21 protein-coding genes are annotated in these 23783 nt (G+C 55.1%); 5 read left to right on the forward strand and 16 right to left on the reverse strand.

The genetic code is table 11. From position 1 onward, the window contains the following. Positions 1–18: 18 nt before the first annotated feature. The gene (locus ACE38U_RS20910; protein ID WP_038475027.1) at positions 19–591 is read right to left on the reverse strand and encodes a YbaY family lipoprotein; all 573 of its coding nucleotides are present in this window, start codon (positions 589–591) and stop codon (positions 19–21) included. Positions 592–791: 200 nt separating this feature from the next. Here ACE38U_RS20910 and tesB point away from each other — a divergent pair, with 200 nt between their 5' ends. Beyond that, complete coding sequence (tesB, locus tag ACE38U_RS20915) at positions 792–1652, forward strand: acyl-CoA thioesterase II (protein WP_375530472.1); 861 nt, start codon at positions 792–794, stop codon at positions 1650–1652. Positions 1653–1713: 61 nt separating this feature from the next. Here the strand turns inward: tesB and amtB are convergent, their stop codons facing one another. The 5 genes from amtB to ACE38U_RS20940 form a co-directional block, all read right to left on the reverse strand. Then, positions 1714–3006, reverse strand: a complete 1293-nt coding sequence (amtB, locus tag ACE38U_RS20920) for an ammonium transporter AmtB (protein ID WP_038482900.1) — start codon at positions 3004–3006, stop codon at positions 1714–1716. 31 nt (positions 3007–3037) lie between these two features. Continuing rightward, complete coding sequence (gene glnK / locus ACE38U_RS20925; RefSeq protein ID WP_002891893.1) at positions 3038–3376, reverse strand: P-II family nitrogen regulator; 339 nt, start codon at positions 3374–3376, stop codon at positions 3038–3040. Between the two features lie 260 nt (positions 3377–3636). Then, positions 3637–5412, reverse strand: a complete 1776-nt coding sequence (locus ACE38U_RS20930; RefSeq protein WP_154185335.1) for a SmdB family multidrug efflux ABC transporter permease/ATP-binding protein — start codon at positions 5410–5412, stop codon at positions 3637–3639. Further along, complete coding sequence (locus ACE38U_RS20935) at positions 5402–7183, reverse strand: SmdA family multidrug ABC transporter permease/ATP-binding protein (protein ID WP_375530473.1); 1782 nt, start codon at positions 7181–7183, stop codon at positions 5402–5404. The genes ACE38U_RS20930 and ACE38U_RS20935 overlap by 11 nt, the downstream gene beginning before the upstream one ends. A 74-nt stretch (positions 7184–7257) precedes the next feature. Continuing rightward, complete coding sequence (locus tag ACE38U_RS20940) at positions 7258–7719, reverse strand: Lrp/AsnC family transcriptional regulator (protein ID WP_038475037.1); 462 nt, start codon at positions 7717–7719, stop codon at positions 7258–7260. A 115-nt stretch (positions 7720–7834) separates the two neighbouring features. On the opposite strand from ACE38U_RS20940, the gene ACE38U_RS20945 reads away from it, so the two are divergent. Beyond that, positions 7835–8890, forward strand: a complete 1056-nt coding sequence (locus tag ACE38U_RS20945; protein WP_375530474.1) for a PLP-dependent cysteine synthase family protein — start codon at positions 7835–7837, stop codon at positions 8888–8890. 90 nt (positions 8891–8980) lie between these two features. Here the strand turns inward: ACE38U_RS20945 and cof are convergent, their stop codons facing one another. Continuing rightward, positions 8981–9805 carry an HMP-PP phosphatase gene (cof, locus tag ACE38U_RS20950; protein WP_375530475.1) on the reverse strand — a complete coding sequence of 275 codons (825 nt, stop codon included), beginning with the start codon at positions 9803–9805 and terminating at the stop codon, positions 8981–8983. A gap of 93 nt (positions 9806–9898) precedes the next feature. On the opposite strand from cof, the gene ACE38U_RS20955 reads away from it, so the two are divergent. Further along, complete coding sequence (locus ACE38U_RS20955; RefSeq protein WP_038475044.1) at positions 9899–11602, forward strand: SgrR family transcriptional regulator; 1704 nt, start codon at positions 9899–9901, stop codon at positions 11600–11602. 75 nt (positions 11603–11677) lie between these two features. Beyond that, on the forward strand, positions 11678–12373 hold the full coding sequence (gene queC / locus ACE38U_RS20960; protein ID WP_038475047.1) for a 7-cyano-7-deazaguanine synthase QueC: 696 nt from the start codon (positions 11678–11680) through the stop codon (positions 12371–12373). A 34-nt stretch (positions 12374–12407) separates the two neighbouring features. Here queC and ACE38U_RS20965 read toward each other — a convergent pair whose 3' ends face one another. The 9 genes from ACE38U_RS20965 to bolA form a co-directional block, all read right to left on the reverse strand. After that, entirely contained in the window at positions 12408–12809 is a 402-nt protein-coding gene (locus tag ACE38U_RS20965; RefSeq protein ID WP_176981833.1) for a YbgC/FadM family acyl-CoA thioesterase, read from the reverse strand. A 131-nt stretch (positions 12810–12940) separates the two neighbouring features. Beyond that, positions 12941–13303: a ComEA family DNA-binding protein gene (locus ACE38U_RS20970; protein WP_176981834.1), complete on the reverse strand. Its 363-nt coding sequence runs from the start codon at positions 13301–13303 to the stop codon at positions 12941–12943. A gap of 139 nt (positions 13304–13442) precedes the next feature. Continuing rightward, complete coding sequence (ppiD, locus tag ACE38U_RS20975; RefSeq protein WP_375530476.1) at positions 13443–15317, reverse strand: peptidylprolyl isomerase; 1875 nt, start codon at positions 15315–15317, stop codon at positions 13443–13445. A gap of 236 nt (positions 15318–15553) precedes the next feature. Beyond that, complete coding sequence (gene hupB, locus ACE38U_RS20980) at positions 15554–15826, reverse strand: nucleoid-associated protein HU-beta (protein WP_008454620.1); 273 nt, start codon at positions 15824–15826, stop codon at positions 15554–15556. Between the two features lie 209 nt (positions 15827–16035). Next, positions 16036–18390 (reverse strand): endopeptidase La, encoded by a 2355-nt coding sequence (lon, locus tag ACE38U_RS20985; protein WP_052048985.1) that lies wholly within the window; start codon positions 18388–18390, stop codon positions 16036–16038. 176 nt (positions 18391–18566) lie between these two features. Continuing rightward, on the reverse strand, positions 18567–19841 hold the full coding sequence (clpX, locus tag ACE38U_RS20990; RefSeq protein WP_038475058.1) for an ATP-dependent protease ATP-binding subunit ClpX: 1275 nt from the start codon (positions 19839–19841) through the stop codon (positions 18567–18569). A gap of 132 nt (positions 19842–19973) precedes the next feature. Further along, positions 19974–20597 (reverse strand): ATP-dependent Clp endopeptidase proteolytic subunit ClpP, encoded by a 624-nt coding sequence (gene clpP / locus ACE38U_RS20995; RefSeq protein WP_038475060.1) that lies wholly within the window; start codon positions 20595–20597, stop codon positions 19974–19976. 295 nt (positions 20598–20892) lie between these two features. Then, positions 20893–22191, reverse strand: a complete 1299-nt coding sequence (gene tig / locus ACE38U_RS21000) for a trigger factor (protein ID WP_038475062.1) — start codon at positions 22189–22191, stop codon at positions 20893–20895. A 350-nt stretch (positions 22192–22541) separates the two neighbouring features. Continuing rightward, entirely contained in the window at positions 22542–22859 is a 318-nt protein-coding gene (gene bolA / locus ACE38U_RS21005) for a transcriptional regulator BolA (protein WP_038475066.1), read from the reverse strand. Positions 22860–23164: 305 nt separating this feature from the next. On the opposite strand from bolA, the gene ACE38U_RS21010 reads away from it, so the two are divergent. Further along, entirely contained in the window at positions 23165–23743 is a 579-nt protein-coding gene (locus ACE38U_RS21010) for a lipoprotein (protein WP_038475068.1), read from the forward strand. Positions 23744–23783: the final 40 nt, after the last annotated feature.

A 23783-nucleotide genomic window follows, 5' to 3' on the forward strand; every position in this document is an offset into this window, starting at 1 on the left:
ATTCGGAGGCGTTTAGCTTTAGTAAGTCGTTGGCGCAGGCACCGCCGATGATGGCGTTACCTGAGTTGGCGAGGTTGACGGCACGGTGCTTGCCGCCCCACCGCTCTGCTGAAGCGGGATAGCGGTATTCTGTACCGGCACCAGCGTCAGATCCGCCTTCGTCCCGCCTTCATTGATGATCGGCTGGAAGGTATCGGTGATAAACATCAGCTTATCGTTAACGGTAATTGCTGCGCTCAGCAGGATACGTGCCTTCGGCTGAATATCAGACGGATTAAACGGTATCACGAAGCTGAAAGGCGCCTGTTTGCCTTCGGTACGCACCACTTTTTGCGCAATCACTTTAGACGGCGCATCGGCCAGTGAAGCGTCGGAGACGGTCACAGTAAGCACCGCGTCCGGCGGCAGAGCAACCCGCTGACGGATCCATACCGTACCGGATACGTTAGGCAATGCGATGTCGGCCTGCTGGGCAGATGCGGCCCCGGCGGAGGCGCTCGGCGCAGGCGTTGGGACATCAGCACTTTTGTGTGCACAACCTGCAACAGCAACCGCGATAGCCAAAGCACTTAACATAGGCACAAGTTTCATTGATTTTTTCTCCTTATTATCAATGTAGCGCCGGGGACGAACCCCGTTGAAAAACACGCTTAACGGCTTAAGTGTGGCACAGATCACTGAATTCTGCCCAAAACCAGGAATGTTCCCAACCGCGACTCGTCAAATGCATAGTTTGTGGGCATGTTATAATCACGGAAATTTGCCACATTCCCCCTTATTGAGGACATTTTATGAGTCAGCCGCTCAGCAATTTATTGGCGTTACTTAACCTGGAAAAAATTGAAGAGGGACTGTTTCGTGGCCAAAGCGAGGATTTAGGCTTACGCCAGGTATTCGGCGGGCAAGTTGTCGGCCAGGCGCTTTACGCGGCAAAAGAAACCGTGCCGGAAGACCGTCTCGTTCACTCTTTCCACAGCTATTTTTTACGCCCTGGCGACAGCCAAAAACCGATTGTTTATGACGTAGAAACCCTGCGCGACGGCAACAGCTTTAGCGCTCGTCGCGTCGCTGCGGTGCAGAACGGAAAGCCGATCTTTTACATGACCGCGTCATTCCAGGCGCCTGAATCCGGCTATGAGCACCAGAAGGAGATGCCGCCAGCGCCGAAGCCGGACGGCCTGGTGTCTGAAACAGACATCGCCCGCTCTCTGGAGAAATTCCTGCCGCCGCACGCGAAAGAGAAGTTCCTTAGCGAGAAGCCGCTGGAGATTCGCCCGGTGGTCTTCCATAACCCGCTGAAAGGTCACGTCGATCAGCCTTCCCGCCAGGTCTGGATCCGCGCTAACGGCAGCATGCCGCAGGATCTGCGTGTGCATCAGTATCTGCTCGGCTATGCGTCAGACTTTAACTTCCTGCCGGTTGCCTTACAGCCGCATGGCGTAGGGTTCCTGGAGCCTGGCATGCAGGTCGCCACCATCGATCACTCTATGTGGTTCCACCGTCCGTTCGACATGAACGACTGGCTGCTTTATAGCGTTGAAAGTACGTCGGCTTCGAGCGCTCGCGGCTTTGTGCGCGGGGAGTTTTATACTCAGGATGGGGTGTTAGTGGCGTCTACGGTTCAGGAAGGCGTCATGCGCCATCGCGGATAGTTGACGCTGAAATAAAAAAAAACCTCGCCGACCAGGCGAGGTTCTTAATATTCATAACGGATTAGTTGTTGTAAGCGTTTTCGCCGTGGCTGTTGACGTCCAGGCCTTCGCGCTCCTGCTCTTCTGGCACACGCAGCCCTACGGTCAGGTCAGCAATCTTGAACGCGATGAACGCGACAACGCCTGACCAGACGATAGTAATCGCCACGCTTTCCAGCTGAACCAGAACCTGATGCCCCATGGTCACGCCTTCGGCATAGCCTACGCCACCCAGAGAAGTTGCCGCGAAGATGCCGGTCATGATGCAGCCGATGATGCCGCAGACGCCGTGCACGCCGAACACATCACATGGGTCATCAACGTTGAGCCATTTTTTCAGCGTAGTCACGCCCCACAGGCCCGCCAGACCTACAACCAGACCAATCAGTAACGCACCGCCCACGCCAACGTAACCACATGCCGGAGTGATGCCGACCAGGCCTGCGATAGCGCCGGAACAGGCCCCCAGCAGAGAAGGTTTACCGCGCAGCGCCCACTCGCCAAAGACCCAGGAGAGAATCGCCCCGGCCGTTGCTACGACGGTGTTCACGAACGCCAGCGCAGCGATTTCGTTTGCCGCACTTGCGGAGCCGGCGTTAAAGCCAAACCAGCCGAAGTAGAGGATTGCGGTGCCGATAAACACCATTGGCAGGTTGTGCGGCTTGAAAGCTTCTTTGCCGAAACCAACGCGTTTACCCACCAGGTAAGCGCCCACCAGGCCAGCCACAGCGGCGTTAATGTGCACCACGGTACCGCCCGCAAAGTCCAGCGCGCCGTGCGTGGCCAGGATACCGCCGCCCCACACCATGTGCGCAATCGGCACATAGGAAAGCGTCAGCCAAACGGCCGCAAAAATGACTACCGCAGAAAAACGTACGCGCTCGGAGAGAGAGCCGACGACCAGCCCGACGGTGATACAGGCGAAGGAGCCCTGGAAGGCGACGTGAATATACTGATAGAAAGTGCCCATCAGCGCTTTCAGCTCGATGTTTTTCAGCATTACCCAGTCGAAGTTACCGAAGAAGTTATTCCCGGTACCGAACGCCAGGCTGTAGCCGTAAAGCACCCACAGCACGCAAACCAGCGCGAAGGTAACGGAGATTTGCGTCAGCATCGACAGCACGTTTTTGGAGCGAATCAGGCCGCCATAGAACAGCGCCAGCCCGGGGATGGTCATAAACAGCACCATCGCGGTGCATATCATCATAAAGGCGTTGTCAGCTTTGTCCGCGACCGCAGGCGCGTCCGCAGCGAAGGCGAGCGTCGGCAGTAATGCCAGTCCGCCTAAACCAAGGAGTGCAGCTAGTTTTTTCATTTTTCCCATCCCAATCAAGGCTTGCCAGCAGTTACAGAGCGGCTTCGTCGGCTTCGCCGGTACGAATACGAATAACGCGTTGCAGTTCTGCAACGAAGATTTTCCCGTCACCGATTTTGCCGGTGTAGGCGGCTTTGCTGATCACGTCGATAACTTCATCGAGCTGGTCGTCAGCAATAGCGACATCAATTTTTACTTTGGGCAGGAAGTTGACGCTGTACTCGGCACCACGGTAAAGCTCCGCATGGCCTTTCTGGCGGCCGAAACCTTTAACTTCGGTCACGGTAAGCCCTTGAATACCGATTGAAGAGAGCGCTTCACGCACGTCTTCAAGCTTGAACGGTTTGATTACCACGGTTACCAGCTTCATAAATCCTCTCCACTCAGAATTAGGTCGTTACCTGCACGTAGAGAGCAAAGCAAAGCCCATGCCAGGAATAAAAAACCAGCGTGATTCAGCACGTTTTCAGGCTTCAGGCGGCTTACCGGAAAGCCGGGATAAGGAGTGAGGTCGGGCGGGATTAGTCTGAAAAGAAAAAACGCACCACTGCGGTGCAGGATGCGTTTTCGTGTTGCACCAACGCGGAGAGGCATTGGTTATTTAGCGGCTTATTGCCTGCTTGTGGTGCATCAGGCGGTCAGCGATTCTTCCTGCGCGGCGGCGGCAAGCTCTTCACCCGCCAGCTGCAGCTGATACATCTGCCAGTAGCGGCCCTGCTGCGCCAGCAGTTCACTGTGGGTGCCGCGCTCCACGGCCTGACCGCGATGCAGCACCAGAATGGTGTCCGCGTCGGTAATGGTAGACAGACGGTGGGCAATCACCACCAGCGTCGTGTGCTGACGAACCACCGCCAGCGCACGCTGGATAGCCTGCTCGGTACCGGAGTCGATGTTCGCCGTGGCCTCATCGAGGATCAGGATCTGCGGCGCTTCAACCAGCACGCGCGCCAGCGCAAGCAGCTGCTTCTGGCCGACGGAGAGGTTATTGCCCTGCTCGCCCAGACGGGTATGAATGCCTTCCGGTAGTGCACGAGCCAGTTCGGCCAGCTGTACCGTTTCCAGCGCCTGCCAGACCGCCTCTTCGCTGATATCTCGCCCCAGAGTCACGTTGGCGAAGAACGAATCAGCCATCACCACCGGATCCTGCTGCACCATCGCCACGCCGCGGCGCAGCGTTTCATGGCTGAGCGAGTCCAGCGGCCGCCCATCAAGGCGAATTTCCCCTTTTGTGAGCGGGTAATAGCCCATCATCAGGTTAGCCAGGGTGCTTTTGCCGCTGCCGGTATGCCCGACCAGCGCAATAAAGCTGCGCGAAGGTACTTCCAGGCTAATGTCCTGCAGCACCAGACGATCGCCACGGTAGGCAAACGATACGTTGTCGACGGAAATAGCGCCGCTGGCGAGCGGCCGGTTATCGTTGCCGTAATCCTGGCGTTTACCGTCCATCAGCTCAAACACGCGCTCGCCGGCAACCACCGCCTGCTGCAGGATCGACTGCTGAGTCGTCAGTTCGATCAGCGGTTCGTTCAGGCGGCCAAGGTAGTTAATAAAGGCATACAGCACGCCGACTTCAATGGTGCCCCGGGAAGTGAAGCCAAACAGCATCAGCAGGCCGCACAGGATCATCGCCGAAAACAGGCTCAGCAGCGGGCGCAGAAGCCAGCCGTCGAGCCGCAGCGTTTGCATGCGCGCTAAATAGTGAGAGCGACTCGCCTGCCCCATGCGCTCGCCGAAGCGAGCCTGCTGACGGAACTGCTGAATCACGCTCATGCCGTTGATGACTTCGTTAAATCCGTCGTTAATGTCCGCCAGGTAGCTGCGGACGCGGCGCACAATCGGCGTGCTGTAGCGCTGGTAGATAAACATCACGACGATCACCGCCGGGAAAATGGTTATCGCCACCAGCGCCATTCGCCAGTCGAGCGTAAACATCGCCACCAGCATGGCACCAATTAACGCCGCGCTGCGCAGCACCGTCGCCACGACGGTGACATACAGGTCGCGAATCACTTCGGTGTCGTTCGTCACGCGGGAGATAAGTTGCCCAACGGGCTGGGTATCGAATGCGCTTAACGGCTGGCGCAATGCGGCATCCATGACGTCGGTACGCAGTTTTTGTACCACGCCCACGGCCGCTTTGTTAAACAGCAGCGCCTGGAGATAGTGCAGCCCTGCGGCGCTTATCGACAGCAGAATGTAGGCCACGGCCAGCCCGGCGGCGAGGCCGAGCGGCATCTGGTTTTTAGCGACCATGTTATCGATGAAGTAGCTGACCAGCACCGGCCCACAGACTTCCGCCGCGGCCGCCACCCAAAGCATCAGCATCGCTCCGCCTAGCGGTTTGCGCCACGGTGACCCGTAAGCCAGCAGGCGTTTAATGGTAGGCCACTGTTGTTTACGACTCATCGGCGCTCTCCCTGAGGTCTTCCTGCTCCGGCGCCTCGTCCAGCGCGGCCTCCAGCTGCTGATAACGGTACATATCACGGTACCAGCCGGGCTTAGACGCCAGGCCTTCGTGGCTGCCGCGCTGGGCGATATGCCCGTGCTGCATGACCAGAATTTCGCTGGCTTCCGTTAAGGCCGACAGGCGATGGGCGCTAATAATGACCGTGCGGTGTTCGCCCCACTGGCGCAGGTTGTGCAGAATCTGGTGCTCGGTACGGCCGTCAACGGCAGAGAGTGCGTCGTCCAGAATCAGGATCTCGGCATCCAGCAGCAGAGCGCGCGCGATGGAAATTCGCTGCTTTTGCCCACCGGAAAGCATCACGCCGCGCTCGCCCACTTCGGTGTCATAACCCTGAGGCAACCGCAGAATGTCTTCATGGACGCTTGCCAGACGGGCGACATGCTCAATCTCCTGCTGGGTGGCGTTCGGCTTACCCAGCGCAATGTTGCTGGCAACGGTGTCGGAGAACAGGAACGGCGTCTGGTTGACGATAGCCAGGCGGCTGCGCCAGCCGTCAATTTTCAACGCCGTGAGCGGAAGGTCATGGTAACGAATATCCCCTTCCTGAACGTCAAAATGACGCTGAATCAGGGAGAGAATGGTGCTTTTCCCCGAGCCCGTTGGCCCGCACAGGCCGAGCATTTCCCCAGGCTTAAGGGTGAAGTTAACGTTCTGCAGCGTGGGCTGAGCGGCCTGCGGATAGCGGAACTCGCGAATCGAGGCTACCAGTTCAGCGCGCCCTTCCGGCAGCGTTTTATCGCCGTCAACCACGCCCGGCTCTTCTTCCAGCATGGCGCGAATACGGCTGTAGGCCGCGCTCCCACGCTCGACGATATTAAACATCCATGCCAGGGCCAGCATCGGCCAGATCATCAGCCCAAGGTACATGACAAAGCTGGTGAGCTGCCCGAGGGTAAGCGTGCCGTCGATAACCATCCAGCTTCCGCCGCCGATGGCCAGCAGGTTTGCGGCACCGATTGCGACATAAATCGTGGGATCAAAACGCGCATCAATACGTGCCACACGCATGTTTTTCGCCCCGGCGTCCTGCGCCTCGGAGGCAAACAGCGCCGACTGACGATCCTCCAGGCCAAAAGCTTTGATCATGCGGATGCTGGTCATGCTTTCCTGCGTGCGATCGTTCAGGGCGGAAAACGCCGCCTGGGCGACTTTGAACCTGTCATGCAGTCGCGCGCCGTCGCGCTTAATGACGACCGCCATAATCGGCATCGGCAGCAGCGCCAGCAGGGTCAGCTGCCAGCTGATTTGGGTCGACATGACGATAAGTACCGCCAGGCCCATGACCAGCGAGTCCACCAGCGTCAGCACGCCTTCCCCGGCGGCAAACACCACGCGATCCACATCGTTAGTGGCGCGCGCCATCAGGTCGCCGGTACGGTGACGGAGATAGAATTCAGGATGGTGCCGGCTTAGCTGGCGGTAATAGTTTTCCCGCAGCTCGACCGCAAGCTGATAAGACGCCCCGAACAGCAGAACGCGCCAGACGTAGCGCACCAGATAAACCACCACGGCAATAACCAGCATCACGCCGATCCACATCAGCACCTGCTGAGCGGAGAGACGCTGCTGCGTGACGCCATCCACAATCACGCCCACCACTTTTGGCGGCACAAGCTGCAGAATAGCGATGATAATAAGCAATGCCACCGCGCCGAGATAGCGTCGCCACTCGCGGGTGAAGTACCAGCTTAATTGAGCAAATAATCGCACGAAGTTTAGGTCCTGAAATGCTGTCAGCCGGCCAGGGCTAAAGAGTGAAGGCTACCGTTCCGCGATTAGCGGAATCATAACGTTAGAGGTAATGCTGTGGTGTATTTTATCTGTTCCATGGCAAAACTCGAAGTGACATCGCTTAATCCCGGAATGCCATTGACCAGCCGCTTATAAAAATCGTCGTAACGCTTCATGTCTGCCACCTGCACCCGAATCAGGTAGTCGTACTCACCTGCCAGACGCCAGAAGCCTAATATCTCGGGCATGGCTTCCACCACCGAGACAAACTTGCAGTACCACTCGCTGCTGTGCTGCTGGGTTTTAATCAGCACAAACGCCGTGAGGCCAAGGCCGAGTTTTTCCGGGTCCAGCAGCGCGACTTTGCCACGAATATAGCCTTCATCTTCCAGGCGTTTTAATCGTTTCCAGCACGGCGTGGTGGTCAGATTAACGGCATCCGCCAGCGCCTGCAAAGACAGGGTACAGTCCTGCTGCAGCATCGAGAGCAGCTTACGGTCAATTTTATCTATCACGGGGCAACCAGGGAGAAATATTTTCTCTAATGAAAGCCTTAAAAAGGCAAAATGGCAACTTTTTTATCCCGACTTTGAATTACGCTAAGCACAAATTAACAAACGAGAATTTTCCATGACCAGCACCTGGGTGACTAACGCTATTAGTGAGATCAACGCCGACTATCAACGCTCTGCGGATACGCATCTTATTCGCCTGGCGTTACCGGGTTTTCCGGGTATTCAGCTGTACCTAAAGGACGAAAGCACGCACCCAACCGGCAGCCTGAAGCACCGCCTGGCGCGCTCGCTGTTTCTTTACGGGCTGTGTAACGGCTGGATAAAAGAAGGCACCACGATTATCGAAGCCTCTTCTGGCTCGACGGCAGTATCTGAAGCCTATTTTGCTCGCCTGCTGGGCCTGCCGTTTATCGCGGTGATGCCCGCCAGCACCGCAAAACGTAAAATTGAACAAATTGAATTCTACGGCGGCCGCTGCCATTTTGTAGACAGCGCCTGCGAAATCTACCCCGCTTCGGAAATGCTTGCCCGCGAGCTGAACGGCCATTATATGGATCAGTTCACCTATGCCGAACGCGCTACAGACTGGCGCGGTAACAACAACATCGCCGACAGTATTTTCCGCCAGATGAGCCATGAGCCGCACCCTGTCCCGGATTATATTGTGATGAGCGCCGGCACCGGCGGCACTTCAGCGACTATTGGCCGCTACCTTCGCTTCCAGGGCCATGACACTAAGCTGGTGGTCGTTGACCCACAGAACTCGGTTTTTCTCGATTACTGGCAGCACCGCGACTGCAGCCTGAAAAGCGAAGTCGGCAGCAAAATCGAAGGCATTGGCCGCCCGCGCTGTGAACCTTCGTTTATTCCTGATGTGATTGACGAAATGATGCGCGTCCCGGACGCAGCGAGCGTGGCGACCATGCAATGGCTGGAATCTCAGCTTGGCCGCAAGGTGGGCGCCTCAACCGGCACCAATATGTGGGGCGTACTGCAGCTGGCGGTCAGAATGCGCGAGGAAGGCCGCACCGGCTCTATCGTGACGCTGCTTTGTGACAGCGGCGAGCGCTATCTTGAGTCCTACTATAATCCGGCCTGGGTCAACGAGCATATTGGGGATCTCTCACCGTTTAAGGCTGAGATTGCCCGAATCATATCCATACAAGGATAACGCGAGTTCAGCCAACACCCCTGCGGCTTGAAGTATGACGAGTATAGGCGGGTATAAAAAACCGGGCTAGATGCCCGGTGCTGTAAGGTCTCAATATTCGGGGGAATAGGTGAGATGTGGAGTGTCCAGCCAGTGCGTCAAATAGTGCGAGACCGCCTGGTTACGGCAGTGGCCGATAACCGGCAGATGAGGTAAATCCGCTTTAAGCTGCGGCATAGCGTTGCCCATGATCAGGCCGTGCCCTACCGCCGAGAGCATTTCGCGGTCGTTCATCGCGTCGCCAAATGCCATGCAATCCTGCAGGGTGAAACCTAAGTGTTCGCTCAGAACGCCGAGCGCCGCGCCCTTGTTGCTGCCAATCGGCAGCACTTCCAGACAGTCCATTGCCGAGAAGCAAATAAATGCCCGATCGCCCAGCGCTTCATTAAGCTGAATGCGCAGGCGGCACAGATCGTCATGATCGCCGCAAAAACAGATCTTCGTCACTTCATGAGCCGGTAACGTACGGAGATCGACGATATGAGGGCGGAAGCCGCTGTACACATGGGCATGAAGCATTTCCGGGATTTCATGGCTGGTGAGCCAACCTGTATCGTTAAAGGCATGCATGCTGGCTTCGGTATCCCAATGCCCGTGAAGCACCGTCTCTACCGCCCACGGCGAGAGATCGTTACGGTGCATTAGCTCGCCGTTCGTGCTGTGGATTCGGGTGCCGTTGCCGGTGATCAGGAAGGCTTCAAGATCGAGCTTGCCCAGAATATGGCGCATCTCCAGCTCGTGACGACCGGTCGCAAAAGCCAGGGTTATCTGGCGCTCTTCACGCAGGCGCTTCAGCGTGTTCAGGGTTGCGTCCCCAAGGTGATGGTCGGGCAGCAGCAGCGTGCCGTCCATATCAAATGCAGCCAGACGAGCCATGGTTACTCCAGAAGTTACGTGACGGGCAAAAGTATCTCCTGGAATATACGGAACTAATAGTGAATACTTGGGGAAAAATGTTCCGGGTTTCTTATGCGACTTCTGAATCGACTCAATCAATTTCAGCGTTTATGGCAGCCTTCCGGCGGGGAACCGCAGCAGGTGACCGTCGCCGAGCTGGCAGAGCGCTGCTTTTGTAGCGATCGCCATGTCAGGACGTTGCTTAATCAGCTGGAAGACGCGGGCTGGCTTCGCTGGCGGGCGCAGTCCGGACGCGGCAAACGCGGTGACCTGACGTTTCTGGTTTCGCCGGAAAGCGTCCGTTCCGGCATGATGGAGCAGGTTTTGGGTAAGGGCCAGCATCAAAACGCGCTGGAACTGGCTCAGCTTGCGCCGGAACAGCTGCGCCAGCTCCTGCAGCCGTTTCTTGGCGGCCAGTGGCAAAATGATGTACCTACGCTACGCATACCTTACTACCGCCCTCTGGATCCCGTTGGCCCTGGCTTTTTACCGGGGCGCGCCGAGCAGCATCTGGCCGGGCAGATCTTTTCAGGCCTGACCCGCTTTAGCCGGGAAAGCCCGCAGCCGCAGCCCGATCTCGCTCACCACTGGCAAATCTCAAACAAGGGCCTGTGCTGGGACTTTTTTATTCGCTCAACGCTTCACTGGCACAACGGCGAACCCGTCGAAACTCACCAGCTCCAGCAGCGCCTGATGATGTTGCTGGAGCTGCCCGCTTTGCGCCGGCTGTTTATCAGCGTCAAACGCATCGAGATCCCGCACGCACAGTGCCTGCGCTTTATTTTGCATCGGCCTGACTATTGGCTTGCACACCGCCTGGCGAGCTACTGTAGCCGCCTGGCCCATCCAATGGATACACAGTCAGGCTGCGGCCCGTTCCGCATCGCCAGCTTTAAGCCAAATCTGGTGCGGCTGGAAAGCTTTGAAAGCTATCACCTGAAACACCCGCTGTTGAAAGCCGTTGAATACTGGATAACGCCGCAGCTTTTCGAAACCACGCTAGGCACCAGCTGCCTGCATCCGGTGCAAATCGCCATCGGCCAGCAGGATGAGCTGGAGAACCTGCGCCCGGTAAGCAGCAGCATCAGCCTGGGGTTTTGCTACCTCGGGATCAGGCCTCAGGGTCGGCTCAGCCCGGAGCAGGCAAGAACAATTATGCAGATTGTCCGGGAGCCTGAGATGATCGGCTCGCTGCCGCTCAAAAGCGAGCTTATTACCCCGAACACCGAGATGATCCCCGGCTGGCAGATCCCCGGCTGGGATCGGCATCAGGCCGTCAGATTGCCGAAAAAGCTCACGCTGGTTTACCATTTACCGGTTGAGCTTCACGCCATGGCGCTTCAGCTTAAGCACTACCTGGCAGAGCGTGGCTGCGAACTGACGGTTATTTTCCACGACGCCAAAACCTGGGCCGGCTGCCAGCATCTTGCCGAAGCGGATATCGTGATGGGGGATCGGCTTATCGGTGAAGCGCCGGAATACACGCTTGAGCAATGGCTGCGCAGCGATGTGTTATGGCCTAATTTGTTAAGCGCGGGGCAATATGCGCACCTGCAGGCCACGCTGGATGCGGTGCAGGCTTATGTCTCGCCCGATGAACGCCACGAAGGCCTGAAAGAGGTATTTCACGGCCTGATGCGGGATGCGGTGGTCACGCCGCTGTTTAATTATCGCTACCAGATAAGCGCCCCACCCGGCGTCAACGGCATTGAGCTGAACGCCTGGGGCTGGTTTGATTTTTGCGAGGCCTGGCTCCCGCCGCCGGGTATGGCGTGAAGAAGCTGGTTCATGTGGCAACCGGGCGTTACCATAACGCCTTTCCGGATACTTCAGTAAACGACAGGATAGAGAATGAAACGTACAGTCGTGGTTTTCAGCGGCGGGCAGGACTCCACCACCTGCCTGATTCAGGCCTTACAGCAATATGATGAAGTGCACTGCGTGACGTTTGATTATGGTCAGCGCCACCGCGCAGAGATTGACGTAGCCCAAAAGCTGTCGCTGAAGCTTGGTGCCCGCGCGCATAAAGTCCTGGACGTTACCCTGCTGAACGAACTGGCGGTCAGCAGCCTGACGCGGGACAGCATTCCGGTGCCGGGTTACAACCCTGAAGATAGCGGTCTCCCAAGCACTTTTGTACCGGGGCGCAATATTTTGTTCCTGACGCTGGCGGCGATCTACGCCTACCAGGTTGAAGCTGAATCCGTGATAACCGGCGTTTGCGAAACAGATTTCTCCGGCTACCCGGACTGCCGCGATGAGTTTGTCAAAGCGCTGAACCACGCGGTGAGCCTCGGAATGGCAAGAGATATTCGTTTTGAAACGCCGTTGATGTGGCTGGATAAAGCAGAAACCTGGGCGCTGGCCGATTACTGGCAGCACCTGGAAACTATCCGCCACGAGACGCTCACCTGCTACAACGGCATTCAGGGTGATGGCTGCGGGGAATGTGCCGCCTGCAACCTGCGTGCTAACGGCCTGAACCACTATCTGGCCAACAAATCTGCAGTGATGGCTACCATGCAGCAAAAAACTGGCCTGAAATAAGTCATAACGGCGTGGTGACGACCACGCCCTCTCCTCAAGCGTTCATCATCTGTTCCAGCTTCTCGCGCAGTTCGCCTTCCAGCGGAACGGCCTTTTGCGTTTTTAAATCAATGCAGACGAAGGTCAACAGCGCATCGGCCACGGTTTCCCCTTCTGGCTCCAGCGTCACAACCTGGCTAAGCACGCCGCTTTTGCCGTTAATCTGCTGAAGTTTGCTGTCAATACGCAGCAGGTCGCCAAGCACCGCCGGGCGGCGATAGCTGATATTAATGTTCACCACGATGAAAGCGATGTTGTGTTCCGTCATCCACTGGAAGCCCGTCGTCTTTTCCAGCCCTTCCCAGCGGGCCTCCTCGAGAAACTCGAGATAACGGGCATTGTTAACATGTTGGTAGACGTCCATGTGGTATCCACGAACTTTGATATGTGTTTGCATAGCGCGAAACCCTTGTACTGTTTTTGTTGTCATCAGGTGAAGGTAAGCGAGGCCATACCCCAGAAACTGGTATGACCTCTCATTCAGCGTAGCAAACTTTTCTCTTCAGGTAGAAGCCTGAGCACGGAAACTCAAAGTTTTATGCGAGCCAGGTTACGTTCTACCAGCGATGCGCCGATTCCCGGCACCTCCTGCAGCTGGTCGAGCGTTTTAAAAGGACCAAACTCATCGCGATAGCTCACGATGGCCTGCGCCTTTTTCAGCCCTACGCCGTTCATCTTCTGGGCTAGTTCCTCTGCCGGGGCATTGTTAATGCTGACCAGCGCCTCCCCTTGCTCACCCCCTTTTGCAGGTACTGCCTTAGGCTGCGACGAAGAAACAGTAGTTTTAGCAGAGGCCGGAGCCGTTTTTTCTGCGGCGGCATGCGCCGGTGCGCAACCGAGTAAACCGGCCAGTACGAGGGAAAGTGAAAACGCTTTGATGCCTGATGTCATGCTGTGTCCTCCATGTATGTTGACAGCGAGGCCACCATACCGGGGTGCAAAAGCAGGAACAAACGCCGGTTTTTAAATATGGAAAAGGCCGCGAAAGCGGCCTTCTGGGATTACACTGCGTTGCAAAAATTTGCGAGGATTACTGCTGCTGGTCGATGATATCGCCCAGTTTGATCTTCGCTTCTTTACGCAGGTTGGACATCAGCGCTTCGAAAGCAATCTGGGCATTGTTCTGGGTAATCCCCTGCACCATCGCTTTTTTCTGCTCGTCCGGCATAGAGCCTGCTTTCACTTCATCCAGCGACAGCAGCACGACGTTGCCCTGCATGTCATTGGCAACGCCAAAGCTCGGCTTGTCTTTTGCCGGCAGAGGCAGCCCAAATGCAGCCTGGCTGATAGGATCCTGCCCGGTGCGGCTCAGGGTTTTCGCTTCACCAAAGCTCAGGCCCGCCGCTTTCATTTCGTCAGCGCCTTTGCCCAGTTTCAACGCGTTCAGCAGCTTGTCGGCATCCTGCTTCGCCTGCTGCTCCGCTTTCTGTTGCTTCACGGCGGCGATAACCTGGTCACGGACTTCTGCCAGCGGTTTAACCGCTTCGGCTTTATGCTCGGAGACACGCAGCACGAAAGCACGGTCGCCATCAACGGTAATGATGTCGGAGTTGCTGCCAGGGGAACCATTTTCACCGACCAGACCGCCGCTGAAGATAGCGTCGGCAACCGGTTTGAAGTTCAGTTCTTCAGGCAGGCTGTCGTGGCCGAACCAGCCGGTTTGCACCGCTTTAACGCCGGCAATTTTCTCGGCGCTTGCCAGAGATTCGTTGTCGTTGCTCGCGGCATCGCTGACTTTCTGCTGCAGAGCATAGTAAGCGTCAACGGCTTTTTCCTGCTTCACTTTAGCCACGATGCCGTCGCGGACTTCCGCCAGCGGTTTTTCAACGGCAGGCTGGATATCGTCCAGACGAACGATCAGGAAGCCAACGGAGGATTTAACGACGCCGGACAGCTGGCCTTTTTCTTTCAGGCCGGCATTTTTCAGCTCGTCAGGCGTGGTGGAGGCTTCCAGCCAGCCCATGTCGCCGCCGTTACGGGCAGAGATGATATCAGCAGACTTCGCCTTAGCCAGCGCGGCAAAATCACCGCCTTTGCTCAGCTCGTCAAGAATCGCTTTCGCTTCAGCTTCGGTTTTGGTCTGAATCACGCTGTAGCGGTTGCGCTGCGGCTGGGTGAACTCGTCTTTGTGCTGATCGTAGTAAGCTTGAACGTCCGCATCGCTTGCCTCTTCCTGCATGGAAGCCGCGTCCAGCTTGATGTAGCTGACTTTAAACTGCTCAGGCGTGATGTAGCGGTTTTTGTTCTGCTCGTAGTTGGCGTTGATTTCCTGCTCGGACGCTTCCTGCTTCGCGGCCAGCGCTTTCACGTTAATCGTCGCTTCACGCACAACGCGCTGCTGGGAAACCAGCGCCGCCAGCTCGTCGGTTTCGCCGGTGAGCATAAAGTCGGTGCCGACAACGGCCTTAATCAGCTGGTCGGTAGTGAGCTGGTTGCGCAGAGCCTGAGCATACTGGTCAGCCGTCAGCCCCATATTGCCGATAATCGCGTTGTAGCGAGCGTTATCAAATTTGCCGTTAGTCTGGAAGGCAGGCTGGCTGAAGATAGCCATTTTTATCTGTTCGTCGCTGATGCCGAGGCCGAGATGTTTGGCGTACTGATCGAGCAGCGCCTCATCAATCAGCTGGTTGAGCACCTGCTGACGCATCTGCTTCATGTAGCCTTCGTTACCCGCGAGAACGGAGAACTGATCGCCCAGCTGTTGCTGCTGGCGATTACGTTCGTTAGCAACCGCGTTCTCAAACTGGCCACGCGCAATCTCCTGGCCATTTACTTTTGCGGCATAATTATTGTTACCGCCAGTCAGGTAGCTACCTACGCCAGTCAGAACGAATGACAAGATAATCAAACCCAGAATGATCTTGAGCACGACGTGGTTAGCCGCCGCTCGTAAATTGTCCATCATGGTGTAACAACACTCCGCTGTAGTATGACTTGGTAAACCTGCGCAGGTGCTAAGCTGGCATCCTTAGAAACTCAAGCTGCCCCGTGCTGCGCGCAAGGGGGTATTGTGACAAGAAACCCGCTGCAAATCATCAACACCTGCGTAAAATTAAGCTTCAGGCAATAAAAAAGGCACATCAAACGATGCGCCCCTGCGATACCTGACACCCTATACCCCAACCAGCCGGGGCTAATAAATCAGTTAACAGCGTCTTTCAGCGCTTTACCAGCACGGAAGCCTGGTACTTTTGCTGCGGCGATGGTGATTTCTTTACCGGTTTGAGGGTTACGGCCAGTACGGGCAGCACGCTCTTTAACAGCAAAGGTACCAAAACCTACCAGTGCTACGTCTTCCCCGGACTGCAGAGATTCAGTAACAGAAGCAATAACAGCATCTAACGCACGTCCAGCCGCGGCTTTAGAAATATCAGCACCTGCGGCAATTTTGTCTATCAGTTGAGATTTATTCACTCTTCTCTTCCTCTCTTTATAATTTATATCGCACCTGATGTCCCTCAAGTGCGACCGCGCAGCAGTTATAACAGGCTCGTCATGCCCTTACAACAGGAGTTGTGGACGATAAACTCAGCCAGCAACTAAATTAGCGACACAAAAAAAAGCTGGCAAGTGACAATTCACCTACCAGCCCTAATTTTATTGGCTGTATTTGCGTCAGGTCACTATTTTGCAGTGACTACCTGCATGCCGTGAGGCTCATTCTGCAGCGCGAGGGCCAAAACTTCCTCAATACGCTTCACAGGATGAATAGTCAGGTCGGCAATCACATTGTCCGGAATCTCTTCCAGATCGCGCTTGTTGTCATCCGGGATCAGCACGGTTTTGATGCCGCCACGGTGAGCTGCAAGCAGCTTCTCTTTCAGGCCGCCGATTGGCAGGACCAGACCACGAAGCGTGATTTCCCCCGTCATCGCCACATCGGCACGCACCGGGTTACCGGTCAGACAAGAGACCAGCGCGGTACACATGGCGATACCGGCGCTTGGGCCATCTTTCGGCGTTGCCCCTTCCGGGACGTGCACGTGGATATCACGTTTTTCGTAGAAGTCGCCGTTAATGCCCAACTTCTCCGCACGAGCGCGTACCACGGTCAGCGCAGCCTGGATAGACTCCTGCATCACCTCACCGAGGGAGCCGGTGTAGGTCAGCTTGCCTTTACCCGGCACACACGCGGTTTCGATGGTCAGCAGGTCGCCGCCCACTTCCGTCCACGCCAGCCCGGTCACCTGCCCTACGCGGTTTTCGCTGTCGGCACGACCGTAATCAAAGCGCTGTACCCCCAGGAAGTCCTTCAGGTTGTCGCCGTTGATTTCGATGTGCTTGAGCGTTTTATCCAGCAGCAGCTGCTTCACCGCTTTACGGCACAGCTTGGAGATTTCACGCTCCAGGCTACGCACCCCGGCTTCGCGAGTGTAGTAGCGAATGATGCCCACAATGGCGCTGTCATCAACTTTAATCTCGCTCTTTTTCAGGGCATTACGCTCGACTTGCTTCGGCAACAGGTGCTGTTTGGCAATGTTCAGCTTTTCGTCTTCGGTATAACCGGACAGGCGAATGACTTCCATACGGTCAAGCAGCGGAGCCGGAATGTTCATGGAGTTAGACGTCGCCACAAACATTACGTCGCTGAGATCGTAATCCACTTCCAGATAGTGGTCGTTAAACGCCACGTTCTGTTCTGGATCAAGGACTTCCAGCAGAGCGGAAGCCGGGTCGCCGCGCATGTCGGAAGACATTTTGTCGATTTCATCCAGCAGGAACAGCGGGTTTTTCACCCCGACTTTTGCCATCTTCTGGATAAGTTTACCCGGCATGGAGCCGATGTAAGTCCGACGGTGACCGCGGATTTCCGCTTCGTCACGCACGCCACCCAAAGCCATACGCACGTATTTACGGCCTGTGGCTTTTGCGATGGACTGGCCCAGAGAGGTTTTACCTACCCCTGGCGGCCCAACCAGGCACAGAATTGGCCCTTTCAGCTTGTTAACACGGCTCTGGACTGCGAGATATTCCAGGATGCGATCTTTCACACGTTCGAGGCCGTAATGGTCGGTATCGAGGATTTCCTGAGCCTGACGCAGATCTTTTTTGACCTTGCTACGGGCATTCCACGGCACCTGAACCATCCAGTCGATATAGCCGCGCACCACGGTCGCTTCCGCAGACATCGGCGACATCATTTTCAGCTTTTGCAGCTCGGCTTCGGTTTTCTCGCGCGCTTCTTTCGGCATTTTCGCCGCGTCAATTTTGCGCTTCAGCGCTTCATTTTCGTCAGGCGCGTCGTCCATTTCGCCAAGTTCTTTCTGAATTGCTTTCATTTGCTCATTCAGATAGTACTCACGCTGGCTTTTTTCCATCTGCTTTTTGACGCGGTTGCGAATGCGTTTCTCAACCTGCAGCAGATCGATTTCCGATTCCATCATCGCCATCAGATATTCAAGACGCTCGTTGATATCGGACATCTCAAGCACGGACTGCTTGTCCGACAGCTTCAGCGGCATATGGGCGGCAATGGTATCGGCCAGACGTGCAGGATCGTCGATGCTGTTCAGCGACGTCAGCACTTCTGGAGGAATTTTTTTGTTCAGCTTGATGTAGCCTTCGAACTGATTGATTGCGGTGCGAACCAGCACTTCCTGCTCGCGCTCTTCAATCGCCGGCGATTCCAGGTACTCAGCCTGGGCTGAGAAATGCTCGCCGTTGTCAGAAAGCGTGGTGATGCGTGCGCGCTGAAGGCCTTCAACCAGCACTTTTACCGTGCCGTCCGGCAGTTTCAGCATCTGCAAAATAGAAGCCACGGTCCCAACTGTGAACAGGTCGTTAACACCTGGCTCATCCGTCGAAGCTTCTTTCTGCGCCACCAGCATGATTTTCTTATCATGGTCCATTGCAGCTTCCAGGCAGCGAATGGATTTTTCGCGCCCGACAAACAGTGGAATAACCATGTGCGGATAAACCACCACATCGCGCAGCGGCAATACGGGGATTTCAATGCGTTCAGAACGCTCAGGATTCATAGAGCTCTCTCTTAGTTTAATGTCCGCCAGGTGATTTGGTGAACGCTTCCGCTCCACCAACAAGTAAATCAGTATATGGGGCTGTTTCCCGGACATTCAACTGCGGGAATGCAGGAAAAATAAATGGGGGATAAAATCCCCCATTTTTGTATTAACTGACTGGTTATTCTGGCGAATTATTCACCGGATGCTTGCTGCGCTTCCGGCTTACCGTAAATTAATAGCGGTTTGGACTGGCCAGCGATGACGGACTCGTCAATCACCACTTTTTCCACGTCATCCATGGAAGGCAGATCGTACATGGTATCCAGCAGCGCGCCTTCAACGATGGAACGCAGACCACGAGCACCGGTTTTACGCGCCATCGCTTTCCTGGCAATCGCATCCAGCGCTTCATCACGGAACTCCAGCTCCACGCCTTCCAGATTGAACAATGCCTGATACTGTTTGGTCAGGGCATTTTTCGGCTCTTTCAGGATTTGGATCAGCGCGTCTTCACTCAGTTCGCTGAGCGTAGCCACTACCGGCAGACGACCGATGAACTCAGGGATCAGACCAAATTTGATCAGATCTTCCGGTTCTACCTGGCCGAGCAGCTGGCCTTCGCTGGCTTTCTCAGACTTCGCTTTTACCGTTGCACCAAAGCCAATACCAGAACCCGTTTCCACGCGGTTAGCGATAACTTTATCCAGGCCAGCAAACGCGCCGCCGCAGATAAAGAGGATCTTGGAGGTATCAACCTGCAGGAATTCCTGCTGCGGATGCTTACGGCCACCCTGAGGTGGAACGGCAGCCACGGTGCCTTCAATCAGTTTCAGCAACGCCTGCTGCACGCCTTCACCGGAAACGTCACGGGTGATCGACGGGTTGTCAGATTTGCGGGAGATTTTGTCAATCTCATCGATGTACACGATGCCACGCTGGGCCTTCTGTACGTCGTAGTCGCATTTCTGCAGCAGTTTCTGAATGATGTTTTCAACGTCTTCGCCCACGTAGCCCGCTTCGGTCAGCGTGGTTGCATCCGCCATGGTGAACGGAACGTCCAGCAGGCGAGCCAGCGTTTCTGCCAGCAGCGTTTTACCGCTACCGGTTGGCCCGATCAGCAGGATGTTGCTTTTACCCAGCTCGACGCCGTTAGACGTGTCGCTGTTGCGCAGACGTTTGTAGTGGTTGTAAACCGCAACCGCCAGCACTTTTTTAGCCTGCTCTTGCCCGATAACATAATCGTCAAGGTGGTTACGGATTTCGTGCGGCGTTGGCAGCGCACTGCGTTCACGGTGCGGGGCCACTTCTTTAATCTCTTCGCGAATGATGTCGTTACATAAATCGACACACTCATCGCAGATATACACTGACGGCCCGGCAATCAGCTTACGCACTTCATGCTGGCTTTTGCCGCAAAAAGAGCAGTACAGCAGTTTGCCTGAACCGTCTTTGCGCTTATCTGTCATCAGTAAAACCTCTTCTCTGTTTCTGTGTGCTACCACCGGCAGCACAAGTGCCATTCTACGGCGCAGCCGATAGTGAAGCGTTAAGTCAGGCCGCTACATTTACTATAGTATAACGGCCCAAAGCTTCGGGCATTAGTTACGGTGAGTCAGGATCGAATCAACTAAACCATACTCTACCGCTTCGCTTGCGGAGAGGAAACGATCGCGCTCGGTGTCTTTCTCGATTTGTTCAAGCGTTTTGCCCGTATGCTCTGCCATCAGCTCGTTCATACGTGCTTTCACTTTCAGGATCTCTTTAGCGTGGATTTCAATATCCGTCGCCTGCCCCTGATAACCCCCCAGCGGCTGGTGAATCATGACGCGGGAGTTAGGCAGGCAGAAACGCTTACCTTTCGCCCCTGCGGTCAGCAGGAAGGCGCCCATCGAGCAAGCCTGCCCCATACAAATGGTGCTGACGTCCGGCTTGATAAATTTCATGGTGTCGTAAATCGACATCCCGGCCGTAATTACGCCACCCGGAGAGTTAATGTAGAGATAGATATCTTTCTCCGGGTTTTCTGCTTCCAGAAACAGCATCTGCGCCACAATCAGGTTAGCCATATGATCTTCTACCTGGCCGGTCAGGAAGATGACGCGTTCCTTAAGCAGACGGGAATAGATATCGTATGAACGTTCGCCGCGGGATGTTTGCTCAACAACCATCGGCACCAGGGCCATATGGGGTGCTAATTGATCTCGTTCGCCACTGTATGACATGTCCGTCTCCTGGAGTAATTAAGCCTACTGTACTGATTCTACTTGAGACGCAGGATATTGACTATGTTCCTTGCGCCGATTCTGGACGGAGTCAGTCAGGGATTATTAATGGAACCACACCCGAATAATGGGGATGATTTGCCCTGTTTCAAGCATAACAACCTTTTCTTGATACGCTAACCCTGAAAAGGGGATTTATTGATGGCTTATCGTGTGATTTAGCAATAAAAAAAGCCCGCCACCGGAAGGTGACGGGCCTGATGCAGCTGTTTTTGGCCTGTTAGCCAAAAAGCACTTACGCCTGCTGGTTCATCAGCTCGCTGAAAGTGGTCGCTTTTTCAGACACTTTCGCTTTAGCCAGAACGGCTTCAACAGCCTGCTCTTCCAGAGCAACGTTGCGCATGTTGTCCATCAGCTCTTTGTTTTTACCGTAGAACTCGATGACTTCAGTCGGATCTTCGTAGGCAGAAGCCATTTCTTCGATCAGACCTTTAACACGCTCTTCGTCAGCTTTCAGCTCGTGGGTACGAATCACTTCGCCCAGCAGCAGACCAACAACAACGCGGCGTTTAGCCTGCTCTTCGAACAGCTCACGTGGCAGTTCCAGAGCTTGCTTCTCGTTACCGCCGAAGCGCTGTGCAGCCTGACGACGCAGAACGTCGATTTCGCCGTCGATCAGCGCAGCCGGCACGTCGATGTCGTTCGCGTTAACCAGACCGTCGATTGCCTGAGACTTGATGCGGTTACGCACTGCGCCTTTCAGTTCACGATCCATGTTTTTGCGGACTTCGGTACGCAGACCTGCAACGGAGCCATCTTCAACGCCGAAACGTTTGATGAACTCTTCGGTGAATTCCGGCAGTTCACGCGCTTCAACTTTCTTCAGCACGATGTCGAACTTAGCCGCTTTCCCTTTCAGGTTTTCAGCGTGGTATTCTTCAGGGAAGGTCACTTCGATAGTGAACTCTTCGCCCGCTTTGTGGCCAACGATACCGTCTTCAAAGCCCGGAATCATGCGGCCCTGGCCCATTGCCAGTACGAAGTCAGAGGCTTTGCCGCCTTCGAACACTTCGCCGTCAACGGAACCGGTGAAATCGATGGTGACGCGATCTTCTGCAGTCGCTGCAGCGTCGCTGTCTTTCCAGGTCGCCTGCTGCTTACGCAGGGTGTCCAGCATCGCGTCAACGTCTTCGTCGGTCACATCAACAACCGGTTTTTCAACTTCGATAGCGTCCAGACCCTGCAGCTCAACTTCTGGGTAAACTTCAAACTCTACCGCGTAGGTGAAGTCTTCGCCCAGTTTGTATTCGCCCGGCACGTAGTTAGGTGCGCCAGCTGGATTGATCTTCTCTTTGATGATCGCATCAATAAAGTTGCGGCTCATCAGCTCGCCCAGCACGTCCTGACGAACGGAAGCACCGTAGCGCTGCTCAACGACGGTCATCGGCACTTTGCCTTTACGGAAGCCGTCAATACGAACTTTTTTTGCCACGTTGACCAGCTCGCTTTTTACAGCGGTTTCGATGCTGTCTGCAGCGATAGTAATCGTGAGACGGCGGCCAAGGCCCTGAGTGGTTTCAACTGAAACTTGCATCTTGTTACCTCAAAAAATCACAGTGCTCGGTCAACTCCGGAAGCCCGGTGGCTTCACAGAACCAGGATGTTCTCTGAAACAGAAACACATTCCTTGTCGTCAGAATCATCCCGAAGACATTCCGAAAAATAAGACGCAGCATTATAGCGGCATCGCTGGGGTGAGTCGAGAACGGCAATAGCGCACGGCTGCGGCCTTTTTCACACTTCTCTGTCATTTATTCTTTCTTTGCCCGCCTCCCTGGAAGAGCCAGACAAAACAAAACGGCCCGCAGGCCGTTTTTGAAAACGCAGTATACATACCGCAACATAACGGAAAAGTTCCCTTAGTTGCAAACGCTTAGCGGTAAATCAGGCGATACTGCCCGCGCCACGGCAGTTCGGTGAAGCGAACACCGTATCCTGCAACCCTTCCCACTCTTTAATGGTATAGGTATGCAGCGCCAGAGCGTGCACAGGGCCGGCCAGTTCTTCGCTCAATGTGCCATAAATCATGCGATGGCGGTTTAAAAAACGTTCGCCGGTAAAACGATCGCTGACCAGCACAACCTTGAAATGGCTTTCTGAGCCCGCCGGGACATTGTGACGATAGCTTTCATCCACGACTTCCAGGTACGCGGGGGTAAAGCCTGCTTTTAACTTCTCTTCTATCTGCTCGCGTATCAGCATGAACTTTCTCCTCGACAACGTAGAGATGCCACTCATCCCTTTAAATATTAGCCGCTTTTAGCCAGCTTTTACGCTAAACACAACAAAAATTTAGCTTTCGGCGGCCGTTCTTTACCCAGTTGCCTGAAGTCTCATGCAGTTAAGGCACTAAACCGGCATAAAACTGTCAGAAGGTTTTGCTGCGGCCCAGAAAAAAGGCAACGCGATGAAATTCCGTGCGTCAGGCACTTCCCCTGGACAGCCGCAGTGTTATGATGGCGTGATTTTTTATCAGCCTGCCCTTTGAGTACATTGAGAAAGCGAACATGTTAAAAAAATTACTTTTCCCGCTGGTTGCCATGTTTATGCTGGCCAGCTGTGCAACACCGCCAACCACCATTGAAGTTGCGCCAAAAATCACTCTGCCACAGCAGGATCCAAGCCTGATGGGCGTTACGCTCAGCATCAACGGTGCCGATCAGCGTACCGACCAGGCGCTGGCGAAAGTGACCCGTGATAACCAGTTGGTCACGCTGACGCCATCACGCGATCTGCGCTTCCTGCTGCAGGAAGTGCTGGAGAAGCAGATGACCGCGCGCGGTTATATGATTGGGCCGAACAGCCCGGTTGACCTGCAGATCATCGTTAACCAGCTGTACGCCGACGTTTCCCAGGGCAACGTGCGCTACAACATCGCCACCAAAGCAGATATCTCCATCATTGCTACCGCGAAGAACGGCAACAAGATGACCAAGAACTACCGCTCCAACTACAACGTTGAAGGCGCGTTCCAGGCCACCAACAAGAATATCGCTAACGCGGTTAACTCCGTACTGACCGATACCATTGCGGATATGGCTCAGGACACCAGCGTTCACGACTTCATCAAACAGAACGCTCGTTAATTTTTACCCCGTTGGCCTGCTCGCGCGGGCCAACAACAGA

This window comes from Cedecea selenatireducens, assembly GCF_042138895.1.
GTDB lineage: Bacteria > Pseudomonadota > Gammaproteobacteria > Enterobacterales > Enterobacteriaceae > Cedecea > Cedecea selenatireducens.

What these genes read in the sequence shown, in the direction of transcription:
- ACE38U_RS20910 (WP_038475027.1), bottom strand. Translation starts at nt 591, where the DNA reads ATGAAACTTGTGCCTATGTTAAGTGCTTTGGCTATCGCGGTTGCTGTT.
- tesB (WP_375530472.1), top strand. Translation starts at nt 792, where the DNA reads ATGAGTCAGCCGCTCAGCAATTTATTGGCGTTACTTAACCTGGAAAAA.
- amtB (WP_038482900.1), bottom strand. Translation starts at nt 3,006, where the DNA reads ATGAAAAAACTAGCTGCACTCCTTGGTTTAGGCGGACTGGCATTACTG.
- glnK (WP_002891893.1), bottom strand. Translation starts at nt 3,376, where the DNA reads ATGAAGCTGGTAACCGTGGTAATCAAACCGTTCAAGCTTGAAGACGTG.
- ACE38U_RS20930 (WP_154185335.1), bottom strand. Translation starts at nt 5,412, where the DNA reads ATGAGTCGTAAACAACAGTGGCCTACCATTAAACGCCTGCTGGCTTAC.
- ACE38U_RS20945 (WP_375530474.1), top strand. Translation starts at nt 7,835, where the DNA reads ATGACCAGCACCTGGGTGACTAACGCTATTAGTGAGATCAACGCCGAC.
- cof (WP_375530475.1), bottom strand. Translation starts at nt 9,805, where the DNA reads ATGGCTCGTCTGGCTGCATTTGATATGGACGGCACGCTGCTGCTGCCC.
- ACE38U_RS20955 (WP_038475044.1), top strand. Translation starts at nt 9,899, where the DNA reads ATGCGACTTCTGAATCGACTCAATCAATTTCAGCGTTTATGGCAGCCT.
- queC (WP_038475047.1), top strand. Translation starts at nt 11,678, where the DNA reads ATGAAACGTACAGTCGTGGTTTTCAGCGGCGGGCAGGACTCCACCACC.
- ACE38U_RS20965 (WP_176981833.1), bottom strand. Translation starts at nt 12,809, where the DNA reads ATGCAAACACATATCAAAGTTCGTGGATACCACATGGACGTCTACCAA.
- ACE38U_RS20970 (WP_176981834.1), bottom strand. Translation starts at nt 13,303, where the DNA reads ATGACATCAGGCATCAAAGCGTTTTCACTTTCCCTCGTACTGGCCGGT.
- ppiD (WP_375530476.1), bottom strand. Translation starts at nt 15,317, where the DNA reads ATGATGGACAATTTACGAGCGGCGGCTAACCACGTCGTGCTCAAGATC.
- lon (WP_052048985.1), bottom strand. Translation starts at nt 18,390, where the DNA reads ATGAATCCTGAGCGTTCTGAACGCATTGAAATCCCCGTATTGCCGCTG.
- clpX (WP_038475058.1), bottom strand. Translation starts at nt 19,841, where the DNA reads ATGACAGATAAGCGCAAAGACGGTTCAGGCAAACTGCTGTACTGCTCT.
- clpP (WP_038475060.1), bottom strand. Translation starts at nt 20,597, where the DNA reads ATGTCATACAGTGGCGAACGAGATCAATTAGCACCCCATATGGCCCTG.
- tig (WP_038475062.1), bottom strand. Translation starts at nt 22,191, where the DNA reads ATGCAAGTTTCAGTTGAAACCACTCAGGGCCTTGGCCGCCGTCTCACG.
- bolA (WP_038475066.1), bottom strand. Translation starts at nt 22,859, where the DNA reads ATGCTGATACGCGAGCAGATAGAAGAGAAGTTAAAAGCAGGCTTTACC.
- ACE38U_RS21010 (WP_038475068.1), top strand. Translation starts at nt 23,165, where the DNA reads ATGTTAAAAAAATTACTTTTCCCGCTGGTTGCCATGTTTATGCTGGCC.